The sequence below is a fragment of the Streptomyces sedi genome, from assembly GCF_006335015.1.
Classification (GTDB): Bacteria; Actinomycetota; Actinomycetes; order Streptomycetales; family Streptomycetaceae; genus Streptomyces; species Streptomyces sedi.
Map to the genome: position 1 here is coordinate 39,139 of NZ_VDGT01000017.1, position 19,133 is coordinate 58,271.

The 19,133-nt window shown below is 72.3% G+C and carries 16 protein-coding genes and 1 riboswitch; of the genes, 2 read left to right on the plus strand and 14 right to left on the minus strand.

Annotated elements, in window-relative coordinates; all coding sequences use genetic code 11:
• Positions 1 to 82: 82 nt before the first annotated feature.
• The 8 genes from FH715_RS20570 to FH715_RS20605 form a co-directional block, all read right to left on the minus strand.
• The gene (locus FH715_RS20570) at positions 83 to 601 is read right to left on the minus strand and encodes a PH domain-containing protein (protein ID WP_342782183.1); all 519 of its coding nucleotides are present in this window, start codon (positions 599 to 601) and stop codon (positions 83 to 85) included.
• Positions 598 to 1,446 carry an ATP phosphoribosyltransferase gene (gene hisG / locus FH715_RS20575; protein ID WP_139647513.1) on the minus strand — a complete coding sequence of 283 codons (849 nt, stop codon included), beginning with the start codon at positions 1,444 to 1,446 and terminating at the stop codon, positions 598 to 600. Before hisG ends, FH715_RS20570 begins: the two co-directional genes overlap by 4 nt.
• A gap of 143 nt (positions 1,447 to 1,589) precedes the next feature.
• Entirely contained in the window at positions 1,590 to 1,862 is a 273-nt protein-coding gene (locus tag FH715_RS20580) for a phosphoribosyl-ATP diphosphatase (protein WP_097229946.1), read from the minus strand.
• A 13-nt stretch (positions 1,863 to 1,875) separates the two neighbouring features.
• A complete protein-coding gene (gene ribH, locus FH715_RS20585; protein WP_139647515.1) occupies positions 1,876 to 2,382 on the minus strand; it encodes a 6,7-dimethyl-8-ribityllumazine synthase in 507 nt (168 codons plus the stop codon).
• 230 nt (positions 2,383 to 2,612) lie between these two features.
• Positions 2,613 to 3,950: a bifunctional 3,4-dihydroxy-2-butanone-4-phosphate synthase/GTP cyclohydrolase II gene (locus FH715_RS20590; RefSeq protein ID WP_139647517.1), complete on the minus strand. Its 1,338-nt coding sequence runs from the start codon at positions 3,948 to 3,950 to the stop codon at positions 2,613 to 2,615.
• Entirely contained in the window at positions 3,947 to 4,558 is a 612-nt protein-coding gene (locus FH715_RS20595) for a nicotinamide mononucleotide transporter family protein (protein WP_139647674.1), read from the minus strand. Before FH715_RS20595 ends, FH715_RS20590 begins: the two co-directional genes overlap by 4 nt.
• Before the next feature lie 50 nt (positions 4,559 to 4,608).
• Positions 4,609 to 5,346: a riboflavin synthase gene (locus FH715_RS20600; protein ID WP_139647519.1), complete on the minus strand. Its 738-nt coding sequence runs from the start codon at positions 5,344 to 5,346 to the stop codon at positions 4,609 to 4,611.
• 345 nt (positions 5,347 to 5,691) lie between these two features.
• A riboswitch (FMN riboswitch) is annotated at positions 5,692 to 5,822 on the minus strand.
• 96 nt (positions 5,823 to 5,918) lie between these two features.
• Positions 5,919 to 7,127, minus strand: coding sequence for an ROK family protein (locus FH715_RS20605; protein ID WP_139647521.1), 1,209 nt, complete (start codon positions 7,125 to 7,127; stop codon positions 5,919 to 5,921).
• Positions 7,128 to 7,256: 129 nt separating this feature from the next.
• Between FH715_RS20605 and FH715_RS20610 the strand changes: the two genes are divergently transcribed.
• Positions 7,257 to 8,516: an MFS transporter gene (locus tag FH715_RS20610; RefSeq protein WP_139647523.1), complete on the plus strand. Its 1,260-nt coding sequence runs from the start codon at positions 7,257 to 7,259 to the stop codon at positions 8,514 to 8,516.
• A gap of 31 nt (positions 8,517 to 8,547) precedes the next feature.
• Here the strand turns inward: FH715_RS20610 and FH715_RS20615 are convergent, their stop codons facing one another.
• From FH715_RS20615 to FH715_RS20625, 3 genes are all read right to left on the minus strand, one after another.
• Positions 8,548 to 9,006, minus strand: a complete 459-nt coding sequence (locus FH715_RS20615; RefSeq protein ID WP_211367723.1) for a phospholipase — start codon at positions 9,004 to 9,006, stop codon at positions 8,548 to 8,550.
• Between the two features lie 182 nt (positions 9,007 to 9,188).
• Positions 9,189 to 9,881, minus strand: coding sequence for a class I SAM-dependent methyltransferase (locus tag FH715_RS20620; protein WP_139647525.1), 693 nt, complete (start codon positions 9,879 to 9,881; stop codon positions 9,189 to 9,191).
• Positions 9,882 to 9,968: 87 nt separating this feature from the next.
• Positions 9,969 to 11,408: a GuaB1 family IMP dehydrogenase-related protein gene (locus FH715_RS20625; RefSeq protein ID WP_139647527.1), complete on the minus strand. Its 1,440-nt coding sequence runs from the start codon at positions 11,406 to 11,408 to the stop codon at positions 9,969 to 9,971.
• A 262-nt stretch (positions 11,409 to 11,670) separates the two neighbouring features.
• Between FH715_RS20625 and FH715_RS20630 the strand changes: the two genes are divergently transcribed.
• The gene (locus tag FH715_RS20630) at positions 11,671 to 12,606 is read left to right on the plus strand and encodes an LLM class flavin-dependent oxidoreductase (RefSeq protein WP_139647529.1); all 936 of its coding nucleotides are present in this window, start codon (positions 11,671 to 11,673) and stop codon (positions 12,604 to 12,606) included.
• Here FH715_RS20630 and FH715_RS20635 read toward each other — a convergent pair.
• From FH715_RS20635 to FH715_RS20645, 3 genes are read right to left on the minus strand one after another with little or no spacing between them, the layout of a single operon-like run.
• Positions 12,603 to 16,067, minus strand: a complete 3,465-nt coding sequence (locus FH715_RS20635; RefSeq protein WP_139647531.1) for a protein kinase family protein — start codon at positions 16,065 to 16,067, stop codon at positions 12,603 to 12,605. The genes FH715_RS20630 and FH715_RS20635 overlap by 4 nt on opposite strands.
• Positions 15,979 to 16,971, minus strand: coding sequence for an AAA family ATPase (locus tag FH715_RS20640; RefSeq protein ID WP_139647533.1), 993 nt, complete (start codon positions 16,969 to 16,971; stop codon positions 15,979 to 15,981). The genes FH715_RS20635 and FH715_RS20640 overlap by 89 nt, the downstream gene beginning before the upstream one ends.
• Positions 16,968 to 19,133, minus strand: coding sequence for a VMAP-C domain-containing protein (locus FH715_RS20645; RefSeq protein WP_139647535.1), 2,166 nt, complete (start codon positions 19,131 to 19,133; stop codon positions 16,968 to 16,970). The genes FH715_RS20640 and FH715_RS20645 overlap by 4 nt, the downstream gene beginning before the upstream one ends.

Sequence of the window (19,133 nt, forward strand, 5' to 3'; positions counted from 1 at the left end):
GCGTGCGCCGAGGCGCTGTTCCTCGCACGCGCCTGGGGCCGGCCCGCCGCTCCGCCGCCGGTGCCAGTGCCGGCTTCAGGGCCTAACCGTCGGTGTCCGCCGCCGATCCCCGGGACTCGACCAGCGCGCGCAGGGTCCGCGCGTCGGCGAGGGACCGTTCCCTGGAGACGCCCGGCTGGATGGCCATCACGGGCAGCACCGTGCCGTCCGCCAGGTCGAGCGTCACCCAGGGGTCGCCGGGGCGGAGCGTGACGCGAACGATCTCGGGCCAGGCGAGCCGGCGCACGGTGGTCAGGTTGACCACGGTGACGCCCTCGTCGTCCGCGGTGAGCCGGGGCCTGGCGAGCAGGACCAGGACGCCGAGGACCAGCAGCCCGCTGGCGACGATGGCCAGCCGGTCGCCCGTTCCCCAGCTGATCGCGCCGCCGGCCGGCAGCAGCACGGCGATCAGGGCGAGTACCCCGACGACCACCGCCCCCGAGCCGAGCAGCACCGCGCGGGTGAGGTTCGGCCGGATGGTCATCGGCAGCGTCGGGCCCTCGGGCCGCGCCGGCTGGTCGGGGTGCACGCTCGCCTCCGGACGGACGTTCGAAGCGGTCACAGCCGGGCCGCGTGGATGCCGGTGGTGAGGATGGCGCGGGCCCCCAACTCGTACAGCTCGTCCATCACCCGCTGCGCGTCCTGCACCGGCACCATGGAGCGGACGGCGGCCCAGCCCCGGTCGTGCAGGGAGGAGACGGTCGGGGATTCGAGCCCCGGGGTGAGGGCGACGGCCTTCTCCACCAGCTCGGCCCGGATGTCGTAGTCCATCATCACGTAGCGGCGGGCGACCAGGACGCCCTGGAGCCGGCGCAGGAACTGCTGGACCCTGGCCTCCTCCTCGGTGTCGCCCCGGCGGCGGATGACCACGGACTCGGACTCCAGGATGGGCTCGCCGATGATGGCCAGCCCCGCGTTGCGCAGGGTGGTGCCGGTCTCGACGACATCGGCGATCACCTCGGCGACGCCCAGCTGGATGGCGGTCTCCACCGCGCCGTCCAGGTGGACCACGGAGGCGTCGACGCCGTGCTCGGCGAGGTGCGCGCTGACCACACCGGCGAACGAGGTGGCCACGGTCAGTCCCTCGAACTCGCGGACGTCGGCGACCGTGCCGGGGGTGGTGGCGTAGCGGAGGGTGGAGGAGGCGAAGCCGAGCCGCATGATCTCCTCGGCCTGGGCCCGGGAGTCCAGCAGCAGGTCGCGGCCGGTGATCCCCAGGTCGAGCCGCCCGAGGCCGACGTAGACGGCGATGTCGCGGGGGCGCAGATAGAAGAACTCGACCTGGTTCTCCGCGTCGAGCAGCACCAGCTCCTTGCGGTCCTTGCGCTGGCGGTAGCCGGCCTCATGGAGCATGGCCGCCGCAGGCTCGGCGAGGGAACCCTTGTTGGGAACGGCGATGCGCAGCATGGGTGAGCTTTCCTTCACGGGGCGAGGGAACGGGAAGCGGGAACGGAACGGGGTGAGGCGGACGGAACGGGGTGGAGCGGGTGGGGCAAGGCGGAACGAGGCGGAGCGGTGTGCGGCCGGAGGCGGCGGGATGAGGCGGTCGGTCAGAGATGGGCGTAGACGTCCGAGAGGCTGAGGCCCCGGGCGAGCATCATCACCTGGAGGTGGTAGAGGAGCTGCGAGATCTCCTCGGCGGTGCGCTCGGCGCTCTCGTGCTCCGCGGCCATCCACACCTCGGCCGCCTCCTCGACGACCTTCTTGCCGATGGTATGGACCCCGGCCCCGACCAGCTCGGCGGTGCGGGAACTGGTCGGGTCGCCGGTGGCGGCCTTCTGCTGAAGCTCAGCGAAGAGCTCGTCGAAAGTCTTGTTGGCCATGGTGACCCTCAGCCTACGGCGTCGGCGGCACCGGCCAGCGTCCGGGTTCCGCGGCGGCCCGCAGCACGGCCGCGGTGGCGACGGCGGCCGAGACCGCCTCGTGGCCCTTGTCCTCCGAGGACCCCTCCAGGCCGGCACGGTCCAGGGCCTGGGCCTCGGTGTCGCAGGTGAGCACCCCGAAACCGATGGGGACTCCGGTGTCCACGCCGACCCGGGTCAGCCCCTGGGTCACGCCCTGGCAGACATAGTCGAAGTGCGGGGTGCCGCCCCTGATGACCACGCCGAGGGCGACCACGGCGTCCGCGCCCTGGCGGGCCAACACGCCTGCGGCGACGGGGAGTTCGAAACTGCCGGGGACCCGGACCACGGTCGGGGCCGCCACCCCGAACTCCGCCAGCGCGCGCTCGGCGCCGGCCAGCAACCCGTCCATCACCGTCCGGTGCCACTGGGCGGCGACCACCGCGACCCGCAGGTCGGTGGCGTCGGAGATGGTCACCTCGGGGGCGCCAGTACCGCTCACGACTCACTCCTCTTGCTGTTGTTGCCGTTGTTGCCGTTGTTGCCGTTGTCGCTGTGGTGGCTCATGGGGTTCGTGGAACGCGGCGGGCCCGCGGGAACGCTTCGACAACCACCGTGAAGCACCGCGCACCGCCACGCACCGCCGCGTACGGCCATAGGGCGCCGGGCGACCCGCGTTCCCCCCGGAACGCGCGCTCCCCCGCCGGCCCCGCGCCGCCCGGCCCGTTCGCGCTACTGGTTGGCGCAGGCCGAGACCGGCGCCGGGTCGAGCCAGGGCAGGTCGTGCCCCATCCGGTCCCGCTTGGTACGCAGGTACCGAAGGTTGTGCTCCCCGGGCGAGACGGGCAGCGGAAGCCGGGCCCGCACCCGCAGGCCGTGGCGGGTCAACGCGTCGGCCTTGTCGGGGTTGTTGGTCATCAGCCGCAGCGAGCGCACCCCGAGATCGGCGAGGATGCGGGCGCCCACCGCGTAGTCGCGCGCGTCGGCCGGCAGGCCCAGCTCCAGGTTGGCGTCCAGGGTGTCCCTGCCGTGCTCCTGCAACTCGTAGGCGCGCAGCTTGGAGAGCAGTCCGATGCCCCGCCCCTCGTGGCCGCGCAGATAGAGCAGCACGCCGCGCCCCTCCTCGGTGAGGCGCTCCATCGAGGCGGTGAGCTGGGGTCCGCAGTCGCAGCGCTGGGAACCGAAGATGTCGCCGGTGAGGCACTCCGAGTGGACGCGCACCAACACGTCCTCGCCGTCGCCGAGGTCGCCGGCGACCAGCGCGAGGTGCTCCACCCCGTCGGCCGCGGCCCGGTAGCCGTGGGCGCGGAAGGCGCCGTGCGCGGTGGGCAGCGAGGTGACCGCCTCGCGGCGCACCTCGGGCGCGGGGAGCGTCCGCGCGGACTCCGCCTCCGCGTCCTCCGCCTCCTTCCGCGCCCGGTGGGCGACCAGGTCGGCGATGGAGACCAGGGTCAGCCCGTGCCGGCGGGCGAAGGCGCGCAGCTGCGGCAGCCTCAGCATCGTCCCGTCCTCGCCGGCGATCTCGACCACCACGGCGGCCGGCCGCAGCCCCGCCAGGGTGGCGAGGTCGACACCGGCCTCGGTGTGGCCGGGGCGGACCAGCACCCCGCCGTCGCGGGCGCGCAGCGGGAAGACATGGCCGGGCCTGGCGAAGTCGGCGGCGACCGCCTTCGGGTCGGCGAGCAGCCTGATGGTGGCGGCCCGGTCGGCGGCCGAGATGCCGGTGGTGACGCCGTACCCGGGGCCGGCGTCGACCGAGACGGCGAACGCGGTCGCCATCGACTCGGTGTTCTTCTCCACCATCTGCGGCAGTTCGAGCCGGTCGAGTTCGTCGGCGACCATCGGCACGCAGATCAGTCCGCGGCACTCGTTCATCATGAACGCGATCGTCTCGGGCGTGACCAGCTCGGCGGCCATCACCAGGTCGCCCTCGTTCTCCCGGTCGGCGTCGTCGACGACGACCACCGGGCGGCCGGCCGCGATGTCGGCGACGGCGCGCTCGATCGGGTCGAGGGGGGCGGCGGTGTCGCGGGGGCCGAGGGCGGGCTCGGCCGGCTCGGTGACGGTCATGCCGGGGCTCCTTCCAGACGTTCCGTCGAGGGCGCGGACGCGCGGCGCGCGGCGGAGCGCAGCCACCAGTCCCGCATCCCCCACAGCACGAGGAACAGGTAGACGACGTAGACGAGGCCGGAGAACGGCAGCCCGCTGCTGAAGGCGAGGGGGACGCCGACGAGGTCGACCAGCAGCCAGGCGATCCAGAACTCGACCAGCCCCCTGGCCTGGGCGACCATCGCGACCAGGGTGCCGACGAAGATGTAGGCGTCGGGCCACGGGTTCCAGGACAGGTCGGGGAACGCGGTGAAGAGCGAGCCGACCAGCAGGGTGCCGACGACCGCGCCGGCCGCCAGCGCGGCGCGCTCGCGCCAGCTGGCGAAGCGGACCTCGATCTGGCCGTCGCCGCTGTCCTGCCTGCCCGCCGACCACTGCCGCCAGCCCCACACCGCGACGGTGATGACCAGCAGTTGCTTGCCCACGCCGCCGCCGAGGTCGGCCGCGCCGTAGGCGGCGACCAGGATCAGCCCGGACAGCAGCTGGACGGGCCAGGTGAGGAGGGAACGCCGCCAGCCGAGGGCGAGCGCGGCCAGCCCGGCGAGGTTGCCGACCATGTCCGACCACATCACGTGCTGGCCGAAGACCTCGAAGGCGGTGGCATTCAACTGGTCAACGCTCACCGGATGTCCACTCCCCCGAGCACCGCCTCATCGACCTGACCGGTAGGGACCCGCTCCGTGGTGACCTGACCAGTGGTGACCTGACCAGTGGACGGCTCGCCCGTGGTGAACTGACCAGTTGCCACCTGACCAGCCGCCACCTGACCACCGTGGGCCAGCAGCCGTTCCACGTGCTTGGCCAGCAGGTCGACCTCCAGGTTGACCAGATCACCCGGACGGCGGCGGCCGAGCGTGGTCAGGTCCAGGGTGGTGGGGATCAGCCCGACCGCGAACCGGTCGGGGCCCGCCTCGACGACCGTGAGGCTGACGCCGTCGACGGTGATCGAGCCCTTCTCCACCACGTAGCGCGCGAGGCGGGACGGCAGCGTGAAGGTGACCGACTCCCAGCGTTCGCCTGGCTCCCTGGTCAGCACCTCGGCGGTGCCGTCCACGTGCCCCTGCACCAGGTGGCCGCCCAGCCGGCCGCCGAGCGCCATCGGGCGCTCCAGGTTGACCACGTCACCCGGGGCCAGGCCGGCGAGGTTGGAACGGTCCAGGGTCTCCGCCATCACGTCGGCGGTGAATCCCGCGTCGTCCCACTCCACCACGGTCAGGCAGACCCCGTTGACGGCGATCGAGGAGCCGTGGGCGGCGTCCTCGACGACCGTCGCGGCGCGCAGGCGCAGCCGCGCCGAGTCGCCCAGCCGCTCGACGGCGACGACCTCACCCAGCTCTTCGACGATTCCGGTGAACATTCACGACTCCTCGGTGCTGCGGCGGACGGCGTGCGGCGCGGCGCGGCCACTCCCCCGCGCGGGGGACGAGGGCCGCCGGCAGGGGCAACACCGGGAGGAGAACGCTGATTCCACGCCGTTCCGGGGTCGCCGGACGGAGCTCGGCACGGCACGGCTGGGGCGCCGAGGGGGCGCGTAAGAGGGGGCCACCGGGTCTCCTGCCTCGTCGGGCACGACTCCGGGGCGTCCTGAGGAAGCTCAGGACCGTCGGAACGACGTGAACACGCCACCGCACACCCGCACGCGCGGCCCACCCCCGCGAGGGTGACCCGACGACGAGGCGAAACGGCGCTTCCGCCGTGTCCGCCGCGCACTGCCTCCCATCCGGACTTTCACCGTCGGTCCAGGAATCCCACCTGGTCAACCGGCCGCTGGCTGCGGACGGGTCGCGGACTATAACCGCCGGTTCGGATTTTCACCGACCCCGGAGTGCGCTACGTCACTGGTACTCCCCACCAGTCTGCCACGCCGTCCCGCCGGCCACGCGGCGCTGTGGGGCGCATCACAGCGGCCCGCCCCCGTGGCGGCGGCGGTCAGCGGTCGGTGGCGAAGAGCTCGGCGCGCGCCGCACCCAGCGCGGTGACCAGGGCGCCGCCCAGCACCGGGTTGCCGCCGACCGTGGCGGCCCTGACCTCCGTGTCGAGCGGCGACAGCTCGCGAAGCCGGCGTTCCACCCGTTCGGCCAGCGCCCGGCCGCCGGCGCGCCCGACCTCACCGCCGAGCACCACGCACCCCGGGTCGAGCACGGCCGCCGCCGAGGCCGCGCCCAGCGCGACCCGGCCGGCCAGCTCGTCCAGGAAGGCGCCGGCCGCCTCGTCCGTCCGGGCCGTCGCCCCGGCGACCAGCCGCTCGGCGGCCAGGCCCTCCGCGCCGTCGTCCCGCAGGCCGTGGCGCTCGGCCAGCGCCCGCACGGCCGCGCCGGAGACCAGGCCGTGCAGCCCGCCCTCGCACTCCACGGCCGACGGCAGCCGCCCGGTGCCGGGCACCGGCAGGAACCCCAGCTCGCCCGCGCCGCCGGAGGCGCCCCGGCGCAGCGCGCCGTCCAGCACCACGGCCGCGCCGACGCCGACGCCCAGCCACAGCAGCACGAAGGTGTCGCGGTCGCGGACGGAGCCGAGGCGGTGTTCGGCGATGCCGGCCAGGTTGACCTCGTTCTCCAGCAGCACGGGGGCGCCGACGGTGTCGCGCAGCGCCGCCACCAGCTGGCGGTGCCAGGCGGGCAGCGCGTCGGAGACGCGCAGGGCGCCGGTGGCCGGGTCGGCGAGGCCGGGGGCGCCGAGGGCCACGGTGTGCAGCTCGGCGACGCCGGCCTCGGCGCCGGCCGCCCGCAGCGTCGTCAACACGGCGGTGACCATGGGGTGTTGGCCGGGGTGCCCCGCGGGGTCCGGCGCGGTCGTCAGCGGCACCGAGCGGCTGGCGACGGTGGCGCCGGCGAGGTCGGCCAGCGCCAGACTCACGCCCTCCACCCGTACGTCGAGCGCCGCGACATGGGCGCGGCCCGCGACCAGGCCGTAGACGCGCGCGTTGGGCCCCCGGCGCTCGGCGCCGGCCTCCCCCACGACGTCGACCAGCCCGCCGCGACCGAGGCGGCCGAGCAGCTCGGCGACGCTGGGGCGGGAGAGCCCGGTCAGCTCGCGGAGCCTGGCGGCGGTCAACGGGCCGTGTTCGGTGAGGAGTTCGAGCGCGATCCGGTCGTTGATCGCCCGGGCCGTCTGGGGGGTGGCGGTGCGCACGTTGCTCATGGTCGGGATTGTATTCACTTTCTATTAGGCAACCTTCCTGATACTTTCTGGGCGGCGCGTCGGCGCCCTGCCCCCACTCCCCGCACCACGACCCCCTCCCCTCGCGGCCCCCAGGGAAGTGTCACTCACATGCCTCACCCCCCCTCCCCCGACGTGCCGTTGAACGTCGACGCGACCCGGGTGCGCCGGGCCAGGGTCGCCGTCGGCGTCGTCTTCCTGCTGCACGGCGCGGCGGCCGGCGGCTTCGTCACCCGCATCCCCTGGCTCCAGGACCGACTCGATCTGAGCACCGCGACGCTGGGCCTGGCGCTGGCCTTCCCCGCGCTCGGCGCCTCGGTGGCGATGCCGCTGGCCAGCCGCGTGATCCACCGCCACGGCGCCCGCGCGGCGGTGCGCGGGCTGCTGGCGCTGTGGGTGCTGGCCTCGATGCTGCCGGTGATGGCGCCGAACCTGCCGGCGCTGTGCGCGCTGCTCTTCCTGTTCGGCGCGACCTCCGGCATGGCTGACGTGGCGATGAACGCCCAGGGCGTCGAGGTGGAGGAACGTTACGGCCGCTCCATCATGTCCGGGTTGCACGGCCTGTGGAGCGTCGGCACGCTCAGCGGCTCGGCGCTGGGCGTGTGCGCCGTCGCGCTCGACCTGGACGCACGGGCCCATCTGCCGGTGGCCACCTGCCTGTTGCTGCTGGCGGTGGCGCCGGCCTGCCGGTGGGTGATCGACGTGCGGCCGTGCGGCGACGAGGCGGCGCCGCCGCGGTTCGCGCTGCCGCCCCGTTCCGCGCTGCTGATCGGCGCGGTCGGCATCTGCGCGGTGCTGGCCGAGGGCGGGAGCATGGACTGGTCGGGCGTCTATCTGCGGGATCTGACCGGCGCCTCGGAGACGGTGGCCGCCGCCAGCTACACGGCGTTCTCCGCGACCATGGCGTTCGCCCGGCTGCTGGGGGACGCGGTGGTGCGCCGGATGGGACCGGTGCGCACGGTGCGCTGCGGCGGTGGAATCGCCACGCTGGGCGGGGTGTTGGTGGTGACGGCGACCGTTCCGGCGCAGGGCGTGGCGGGGTTCGCGCTGATCGGGGTGGGGATCGCGGTGGTGGTGCCGCTGGCGTTCGCCGCCGCCGGGCACAGCGGCCCCAACCCCAGCCGGGCCATCGCCGGTGTCGCCACGATCACCTACACGGCGAGCCTGATCGCGCCGACGCTGATCGGCGCGGTCGGCGAACTGCTGTCGCTGCGCGCCTCGTTCGGGGTGGTCACGGTCGCCACCGCGCTGCTGGTGGTCGGCGCCGGGGTGCTGGGGCGCGGCGGGCGCGGGCAGGCGCCGGTGGCCGCGGCGCCCGGCGTCGACCCGGGGGCGCTGCCGGCGCCGCGCCCCGAGGGCCGGCGGGAGTGAGTCCGCCGCCCCTCGGGGCGCGTTCCCCGGCTCAGCCGAGCAGCTTCACGGCCTGGTAGTAGGTCCAGGCGGTGCCGTCGCACGCGGTGTGCTGGGCGCCGGAGTAGCGGTCGCAGACCCGCAGCAGGTCCTGGTAGAACGCGTTGTCCAGGCGGGTCTTGTTGGCGTCGAAGGTGCCGGCCGCCTTGTAGTTGCGATAGCCGAAGTCATGCCGCGCACATGACAAGCTGAAGGGGAAGCCGAAGGGGTTGTCGGGCGAGGAGGAGCACAGGTCGGTGCTCCAGTCGAAGCCGTAGGAGGCCCAGGAGCCCTGGTTGTTGCGGGCCGAGAGCCAGGCGTTGTAGCTGCTGGCGCTGGTCTGCGTCCAGCTGCTCAGCACCTGCGGCTTGTCCGCCGGTGCCGCCGCGGCGGGAGAGGCCGCGACCGCGACCGCGCCCAGGCTGAGGGCGAGGGCGGAGAACAGGGTGGTGATCCGGTGACGCAGGCGCATGGGCGCATTCCTCCCAGGAGAACGCGGCCCGCCCCCCGTTGGGCGGACCGGCACTTCGGGAGGAGAACCTATGCACCCCGACAGGAATGCTCAACCCCTATCTACGCGCGGGGAACTGACGGGTTGACCAACGGCGGGCCAACCCGTCGTGAGGCGCCCGCGCCACCGAACGCCGGGAAGGCTCAGGCGGGCCGCGCCAGCACCCAGGTGCGATCCAGGGTGAGATACCGCTCGACGGGCAGTCCGGCCCCGCTCAACGCCGACTCGAAGCCGTCCTTGCTCCACCGGTAGGAGGGGAAGGTGTGGCTCCACTCCGCGTCCGGGAACTCGTACTCCACCCGGAACTCGGTCAGTTCGTCGCTGATCCGGGTGGCGGCGGCGACCCGGATCAGCCCGCCGTCGCCGGTCTTCGCCTCCCTCGGCACCCGGGTGTGCCAGTTCTCGCCCTCCCGCTGGATCAACACCGCCCCGCCGTCGGCGACATACCGCCGGCAGGTGCGCAGCATCGCGGCACGCACCTCGGGGTCACCGTTGTGGATCAGGAACGAGGCGAGCAGCACGACGTCGAACCGCTCCTCGCCCAGCTCCAGTTCCTCGATGGCCGCGCACACCGTGCGCGCCCCCCGCACGTGCTCCAGCATCTCGGGGGACTCGTCCACGGCCGTCACCACGAAGCCCCGCTCGACCAGCGCGTGGGTCACCCGGCCGACGCCGCAACCCAGTTCGAGGATGCTCGCGCCGGCGGGAACGGCGCGCTCGATGATGTTGGGCTCGCGCCCCACCGGCAGCCGCAACCAGCGCTCCACCGCGCAGCCGTCCGGGGTGATGGGCCCCGGACCCGTTCCGCTGTATCCCTCACGGGTGCGTCCACTCATGGCATCATCAGATCACGGTCCCTGTGGTCCCGAGGAATCTTTCCGCCATCCGAAGCGCCTCCCGAACGGGCCCGAGCCCCGCCGCGCTCACTGCCAACTGGCGTGCAGCGGCTTGCCCTCCGCGTACCCCGCGGCGCTCTGCACCCCGACCACGGCCCGCTCGCCGAACTCCGCGAGGTCGGCGGCGCCCGCGTAGGTGAACGAGGAGCGCACACCCGCCACGATCGAGTCGATCAGGTCCTCCACACCCGGCCTGGTCGGGTCCAGGAACATCCGCGAGGTGGAGATCCCCTCCTCGAAGAGCGCCTTGCGCGCCCGGTCGAACGACGACTGCTCGGCGGTCCTGCTGCGCACCGCGCGCGCCGACGCCATCCCGAAGCTCTCCTTGTACAGCCGGCCCTCGGCGGACTGCTGGAGGTCGCCAGGCGACTCGTGGGTGCCGGCGAACCAGGAGCCGACCATCACGTTGGACGCCCCGGCGGCCAGCGCCATCGCCACGTCCCTGGGGTGGCGCACCCCGCCGTCGGCCCACACGTGCCCGCCCAGCCGGGCCGCCTCGGTGGCGCACTCCAGCACGGCGGAGAACTGCGGGCGCCCCACCCCGGTCATCATCCGCGTGGTGCACATGGCGCCGGGGCCGACGCCCACCTTGACAATGTCGGCGCCCGCCTGGAGCAGGTCGCGGGTGCCCTCGGCGGAGACCACGTTGCCCGCGACCACGGGCACGGTGGGGTTCAGCGCCCGCACCGCGCGCAGCGCCGCGATCATGGACTCCTGGTGGCCGTGGGCGGTGTCCACGACCAGCGTGTCCACCCCGGCCGCCAGCAGCGCCTCGGCGCGCGCCGCCACGTCGCCGTTGATCCCGACGGCGGCGGCGATCCGCAGCCGGCCGGCGGCGTCGACGGCCGGCTGGTAGAGGGTCGCGCGCAGCGCGCCCTTGCGGCTGAGGATGCCGGCCAGCCGCCCGTCGGGGCCGACAGCCGGCGCGATCTTGCGGTGCGCGGAGTCCAGGGTGGTGAACGCCTCCCGCGGGTCGAGGTCGGCGGCCAGCACCAGCAGGTCGCGCGACATCACCTCGCCGACCTGCGAGAACCGGTCCACGCCTGTCAGGTCGGCCTCGGTGACGATGCCCACGGGGCGCTCGTCGGAGACCACCACGCCCGCGTTGTGCGCCCGCTTGGGCAGCAGCGCCAGGGCGTCCGCCACGGTCTGGGTGGGCGCCAGCGTGATCGGGGTGTCCAGCACCAGGTGGCGCTTCTTCACCCAGGCGATCACGTCGGTGACCACGTCCAGCGGGATGTCCTGCGGGATCACGACGAGACCGCCGCGCCGCGCGACCGTCTCGGCCATCCGGCGGCCGGCAACGGCCGTCATGTTCGCCACGACCAGGGGGATGGTCGTCCCCGAGCCGTCCGGCGACGAGAGGTCGACGGCCATCCGGGAGCCCACCGAGGAACGGTTGGGGACCATGAACACGTCGTCGTAGGTCAGATCATGCGACGGTCGGGCGTCGTTGAGAAACTTCATGCGCGCGCTCTCACCTGCTGGGAATCGTAGGTCGGTGGGAGGCTGCGGCTCCTGTGTCATTATCACCCAATCGTTCTCACTTCACGCGCCCCCACCACGCGCGACGCGCCCCCGGGGGGAGCGCGCGGCGAGCCGGGCACCACCAGGCGTGCGTTCTTCCGCCGGGTGAAACGCCCCGTTCACCCGCCGGGGACCCGGTTCCGGCTGCCACGATGACCCCGGAAGGACCGCCGACGGCGGTACCAGCGAGGACGGGGGCCGGATGGCCGAAGGAACGAGGCTCGGGCGCCGGATCAGTTTCGGCATCAAGACGACGCCGGCGCACACCGACTACGCGGAGGTGCTGCGCGTCTGGCGGGAGGCCGACCGGATCGACCGGATCGAGCACGCCTGGCTGTGGGACCATCTGCCGCCGCTCTTCGGGCCGCCCGCCGGGCCCACGCTGGAGGGCTGGACGACGCTCGCCGCGCTGGCGGCGGCCACCGAGCGGATCGGCCTGGGGCTGCTGGTCTCCAACAACCGGCTCCGCCCGCCGGCCCTGCTCGCCAAGATGGCGGCGACGGTGGAGGCCGTCTCCGACGGCCGGCTCACCGTCGGCCTCGGCATGGGCCCCACGGCCCCCGCCGCCGGCCGCCCGCCCGCCTCGGGCCCGGCGGCCAGGGCGCTCGCCGGCTACCGCGCGCTCGGCATCGAGCCGCCGAGCCCCGGCGTCGGCCTGGCCCGGCTCGCCGAGAGCTGCCAGGTCCTCCGCGCCCTCTGGGAGAACGCCGCCCCCACCGACTTCGCCGGCCACCACTACCGCCTCACCGGCGCCCGCGCCGCGCCCCGCCCGACCCGGCGGCTGCCGCTGCTGATCGGTGGCGCGGGCGACGGGCTGCTCAAGGTCGCCGCCGAGCACGCCGACCTGTGGAACATCTCCGGTCCCCCGCACAGCGACGTGGAGCGGATCAGGGAACGCGCGGGCAAGCTCGACGCCGCCTGCGCCGAAGTCGGCCGCGACCCACGGGAGATCACCCGTTCGGTGCAGACCCATGTCTCCTACACCGACCCGGCCGCCACCCGCGCCACCGTCGAGGCCCTGCTGACCACCGGCGCCACCCACCTCGTGCTGAGCCTCCCGGCGCCCTTCCCGCCGAACGTGGCGCACTGGGTCACCGAGCAGATCATCGAGCCGGTGCTGGCGAGAACGGCCGGTTAGCCCTCCAGCCATGTCCGGACGCGGAGCGAGTGCGCCAAGTCCTCCTCATGGAGTCGGTGTCCGCCATCGACTAATTGGCGACGCAGCGCAATGGCCTCGTCAAGCATCGAGAGGGCCGCCGCGCGCCGGTCCAAGGCGCCGAGTCGGATGGCGAGATTGTGCAGGCCAGTCGCGAGCAGCGGGCGAGCGCCAGTTGCCGCTTCCGAGTCCATCTCGCGGTAGAGCCCCACGGCCTCGGTGATCGCGGCCAAGGCCTCCTCATATCGCCCCTGCTCACCCAGACGGTTCGACAGATTATTGAGCCCCATGGCAAGGCCCGGGCGGTGGGTGTCAGCCCGCCGATCAACCAACTCTCGCCACAGGCCCACTGCCTCGGTGATCGCGGCCAAGGCCTCCCCTCCCTGTCCCGATTCGGCCAGGCTGTTGGAGAGGTTGTTGAGCACCGTCGCCAGATCGGCGCGGTGGAGGTCGCGGTGTTCCGTCGGTTCCCGGCGGATCTCCACGGCCTCCATGATCGCCGCAAGAGCTTCTTCGTGCCGCCCCGTCTTCTCCAGCCGCACGGAGAGGTTGCTGAGACATCGGGCGAGCTGGGGCCGGTGGATCTCACGTGGCGCATCCGCGTCCGCCAGGCCCCGGTAGATCTCCACGGCCTCTGCGACAGCGGCGAGTGCCTCCGCGTGTTCTCCGGCGTCTGCCAAACGGTTGGAAAGGTCGTTTAGTCCCTCTCCCAGGAGAGGGCGAGCGCCGACGCCGTTCCGGGCAGCGGCCCTCAGCCCGTCGACGCGCTCGGCCGTCGACCTCAGCGCGCCGGACGACGACGCGTCCGCCAAGCTGTAGGAGACCCGCGTGAACAACTCCACCAGGTGCTCGGCTGTCGGCCGCTCGGCGGGGCTGCGGTCGAGGCAGCGCAACAGCCCGTCAGCGACCTCCCGTTCGAGCCCGGAGGCACGGAGAGCGCTGGTCATCCCGACCTCCCCTCGCGCGAAGCCCCATTGCCCGGTGGCACACGCGGCCAGGAGCGCGCCAAGTGAGTACATGTCGCCCTCGGGAGTCGGGCCGGTTCCGCTCTCAGGGGCTATGAACTCGGACTCCGCCCGTGCGAACAGATCGAGATGAGGACTGCGCTCCTCGTCCCGCGTCGCAGTGATCCATCCGATCAGTCGCACACCGTGGTCGGTGACAAGCACGGCTTTCGGCACGAGTGCGCCATGGGCTAGACCGAGACGGTGTGCTCGGGCCACCGCGGTAACCAGATCACGCGCGACACGTCGGAAGAGTGCGAGATCGACGCCTTTTCCCGCGTGTTGGGCTCCGAACACAGCCCGCAGGTTGGGTGCGGGCCCGGACTCCTCGTCCAGTTCACGGCGGCTGACATACGTGGCGGCCAGCCAAGGAGGACCGTCGGCGTCCTCGTCCCAGAGAGCCAACAGGCGAGGCGCATGGATCCCATCCATACGCGTAAGGCAGTCCGCCTCCGTGCGCAGGAGCTCCTTTGCCATGAAGACGGGAAGGGAAGGAGCCGCGGAGCGCAAGGTCACCGCCGCCCCTGTGTCGTCGCGAGCGAGGTACATACGCAGAGCGTTCCAGCCGGATTCGCTGCGGGCGACCAGCCTGTAGCGGCCTAGCCTTCCTGGATCTCCCGGTCGAAGCGGCGACCAGCCAAGAGGTGCCCTCAAGCTGAGGTGCCCGGGTCCGCTCCTCGACGTCAGTACGGCCTCCCGAGGGGTGGGGCGCTCAGTCGACAGGGGGTGCGACTCCGCACCGGCTGGTCGGAGATCGGCCCTCGGCACGCCGAGCCGGCGTAGCAGCCGATCCTCCATCCAGCCGAAGGGCTGGTCGGCCTCCCCTACCGCCGCGGAACCTCGCGGATGTCCGGCCCAGGCCCGGAAACTCGGAGAACGACCCGCGCCGTCCTTCAACAAGTCGGCCACGATCCGGGTGGTACGCAGCAGCTCAGGTGTGGGGACCGCTCCGAGCAGAAGACGGCGTGCCTCTCCGGTGAAGTCGAACAGCCGTTGGTGGGGCAGACGGGTCTCGGCATCCGGTTCTTCCACCGAGCGCATCAGCCCGCCCAGGAACACCTCGACCACATGCCCCTCGTCAGTGGGCGGCCCCAACGCCGACTGGATCAGCCGCATCACCGGCGGACTGAGGGGAGCACATGCCGCGAGATGCCCGGCCAACCGATACGCCTCGGGAGACGCCAGGTCCCGGAACCGCAGAACGGACGCCGCTTCGTCCTCTTCCCACGGGGCGTCGGAAGAAGGAAAGCTCGTCCCACGTACCGCGCCGCTCCAAAGGGGAAGAAGGGTACTCGCTCCGGGTGATGCGATGAGGGAGGCCCAATCAGCGAAGGATTCGGGGGTCGGCGAGAGGACCGGCACCGGTACGGAATCGAAACTGGCTAGCTCGGCAGGCAACACCGGATCAGCCAGGTGCCAGGCGGCATTGGGGCCGCCGCGGCGGAGGCTGGTGACGCGCCATCGTTGCGTCTCGATACCGGAACCCGACCAGAGCCGGGCGGGTAACGCGTGCACGATGGCGACAGGGCCTCGGCGCGCGCAGAACTCCGTCACCGCACGCATCCTGCCGTCCCACCAGGCAGCACCAACACCGTCGCTGACGATGAGCACGAGCGCGTCCCCTGTTGGATCGCTCACGCTCGTCATGGGCTGGTGCGGCCCGCGCCTGCCGAAGGGGCGGGAGTGCAGGCGCGGAGCTTGGGGACCACGAGTTTCGAGCCCGTGAACCCTGATGTGACGGAAGGCCCCCACGCGTTCCATCAGAGTGCGCACCTCGGCTGCGAGACGCTGCCACAGCACCATGGACACGCCGTCGTCGACAAGCAGTGTGAGGGAGAGCCAACGGCTCCGGCTGGGCCGGGTGACGGTTTCGGGGAGTCCGGTCTCGGCCATGGCAGCGACCGTCCCCGCGACGTCCAGCTCACGTTGCCGAGGGTCCGGAAATCGCTGCCTCAGGGGGCGGAGAGCCTTGCCCAGGGGGCGTGCTCCGGATCGGAGGGCGCGGCCGTCCGAGACTCGGACCGGCAGGACCCTGCGCTCCTCAGTCTCAGACTCTGGTACCGCACCCGCTCGTGCCCTCGCGGCAGCGTGCAGGGGCCGGCCGGGACCAGGAGGAGTCTCGGGCCGCGCGAGTGACCTCGGAGCCTCGCGTGCGTGCGGCAAGGACTCAGCCGTCGGTTTCCGGTGGTTGGGTTCGGTCTGCCGGGGGGAAGAGGTCCGCGCGACGGCCCGGACCAACGGCACGTCCGCCGGCAGCTTCGCGGCAAGCCACAGGACGTCGAGGAGTTCTTCCTCGGAGAGCTCCACCCCTGCGGCGCTCATGACTTCCCTCAGTCGCCCCGGCATAGCCTCACACTGCCCCACCAAGTTCGTGCAGGACGGCGTCAAGCAGCGCCTTCGCGTCGAGTTCCACGCCTCCCTTGCGGAGGAAGACGGCATTCAGCAGCTGGTCGGTGGCCAGCTCGCCGGCGGCCCGGCGATTGAGAAACGACTCCAGCAGGTCGTCCACCCCCTCCAGCGCGTCGCCGCCGAGGTGTGCCGCGACGATCTCGCGAAGGCGGTTCTCGTCGGGCTCCGGGATGTCCAGTCGGACACAGCGCCGGAGAAAGGCGGGGGGAAAGTCCCGTTCCCCGTTGCTGGTGATGACGACGACGGGAAACTCCCGACAGCGCAACCGACCGCGTAGGACGGGAGTCGGAGCATCCGGGTCGTCGGTCTGCACGAGAACGGGCGTGCGGTCCTCCGAAAGCCGGGTGAGTTCCGGGATCGAGAACTCACCCTCCTCGAACACCGTGAGCAGGTCGTTGGGTAGGTCAACGTCGCCCTTGTCCAGTTCGTCGACCAGCAGCACCCTGGGACGTTCGCGGGGCACGAGTGCGTTGCCCAAGGGGCCGAGGCGCACGTACTGTCCGATGCCCGGCTCCGGGGATGTCGCGTCACGGCGCAGGTTCGCCTCCCGGAGTCGACCGACCGCGTCGTACTGGTAGAGGCCGTCCTGCAGAGTCGAGCGGCTGTTCACCGGCCAGCGCAGCACACGGCCGAGCGCTAGTTCGTGCGCGATGGCATGTGCCAGCGACGACTTACCAGTGCCGGGGTGGCCGGTGACCAGCAGAGGCCGTCGCAGGTGGAGAGCCGCGTTGACGATGTCGGCCTCGTCCCGGCTGATGAGATACGGCATGGGGTGAGTACCGCGGCGGCCGTCCCCCGGTTCTTCGGGCGCGAACTTGCGCCACGGCGGTGCTTCCGGAAAAGGAGTCTCGTGTGAGCTTCCGTCTCCACGGAAGAGCCGCCATGAGTCGTCACCAGGACCCCGGCGGCCACCGTTGCGGGGCTCTGTCGTCATGAGAGGTGACTTCCCTTCTCGGGGTCCCTGAGTCGCAGGATTCGCGGTTCAGGTGAGGACTCCTGCTCCCACACCAGGGCGGGGCGGGGCAGGTTCACCGCCGGGGCGTCGAAAGCCTCGCCCCGTGCCTTCCGTACCCGTTCGGGCAGATCGGCCAACGGGCCAGTGGGGTCGAGTGTCCGTAGCCTCGGGGCGTCCTCGTACGAGTCGGCCTCACGATCCCAGAGGACGACCGGGACCCCCAGCGCCAGACAGACCTGGAGCAGCGAAGTCCGCTGCTCACGGGTGCCGTGGAGCACGACCCGTGTCGCGTCCCGGTGACCGTGCTGCAGCACCCGGGTCAGCTGTCGTGAACTGGCGCAGGACGGGTCCGTGACCAGCGTCCTCGACCGGCCACCGGCCCAGCGACGTCGCTGGTCCCGATCGCGGGTTGCCACGAGTTTGCTCATCTCGGGGCAGCTCAACGTCAGTCGGTACTCGACTCCGATGGGCTGCTCGGGGACGAACTCATTGGGTGGCCCCGGATTCCACTCGTCCACGGCCAGCCGCAGCCCCTCCCGGCCGACCAGGATCGTCACCCAGGGAACGTGTTCCTCCTGACCCGGCTCGCTGGTCACGCCCTCGACCGCGTCCCGCAGCCGACGCGCGACCTCCTGTGGCGTCCGTGAGACGGTCTCAGGCTCCCGAAGCACGGTGTGGGTGCCATCGTGTCGTGCCAGGAGGATCCGGGAAAGGTAACGCTCGTCCGCGGCCTCCTCGTCGGCGCTCAGCTCCAGAACCACCCGTATCACCGGAGGCAGCTGCTGAAGCGCCCAATCCTCGGCGTCGGCGCGACGCTCGTCGAGGGCTTCCGGGCGAATGCCCATCCGGTCCGCCACACCGTTCGCCCACGACCGCAGGGCAACGGTCCGCTCATCCGCCACGGCCGCCGCGATGTGCTCGGTGAGGCGCAGCAGGGCGGGCACCGGCGAACTTCCGCTCCTCACGCCGCTGCTGTCCGGCAGCGTCTCCCCAGCCTCGACGGCCGTCTCCAGATCCTCGACCCGAAGCAGTGGGTGAGAGAGCACCTCCGGCAGGCAGCCGTACCGGAGGGCTTCCCGCGCACAACGCGGGATCAGGGACGGCTGCTCCGCGCAGATACCGCGCAGCAGGTCCAGCAGTTGTTCGTGCTCCTCGTACGACAGCATGGCACCGAATCCGAGCGCCCGAACCCGCGCCAGCAGAGCCGTCAGCCGCGCTCTCTCGACATCGTTGCCGAGGACGGGAGACAGGCTGCCACTCAGAGTGGCGAGAGCCCGGGGATGAGCCGCGATCAGTGCCAGCAGGTCGTCCAGGGAGGGGGCGTAGCCGGCGGGAACTCTGGCCCCCAACTGGTGCGCCAGAGCGCGTCCGTGGGCCGCACAGGTCTCAGGACCGCCGAGCATGGGCCACAGCACCTGCTCGATCATCTTTCCGACCCGGGCGAATTCGCCCGCAAGCGGAGCCTTCGGCAGCGGTGCACCGACCTCCACAAGGCGGGGTGGCTCCCCGCCGTATCGCTGAAGGCATTCGTGGAACTCCCTCTGCCCCAGCAGAGCCTTCGCGGAGCAGGCGAGCAGACGGCGTGTGCCGTAAGACCGGTAGTTCTCGACTACGACTCCGACAAGATGGTCGTCGCAGAAGATCGCCGCACCCGAGACTCCCGCCCAGGCGGCCCGGCCGTCCTCGCGAGGCTCCGGCACCGGATCCTGGTCGAGTACGTGGCAGTCACGGACCCCCGAGGAGAGCGGCGGTAAGTCCCCCCGGAGATGTTCCGCGTCGCGCCTCCCGTTCGAGCTGGCCAGAGGAAAGCCGAGTCCTTCGTACCGCAGCGGTGTCCGCCCCACGGGATGCCCCCATCGGACGCTTCCCGGTACCTCCACCGGGTCATCCAGTCGAAGGAGGGCGACGTCGGGGTCGTCCTGCGGCATCCACGCGACGCGTGCCCTGGTCCGAGCGGTGTCCCCGGCGCCGGGATGCCCCGTCGTGACATGGATCTCCGGCCAGGTGACGCCCGTATGTCTGTCCACCAGGACATGCCTCGCGGTCAGTACCAGTCGTGGCGCGACCAGGTAGCCGGAACCGGTGCTGTGACGCTGCCGCGCTGTGCCGCAGCGGAGGAGCGCGAGCCTACGCGGGTCCAT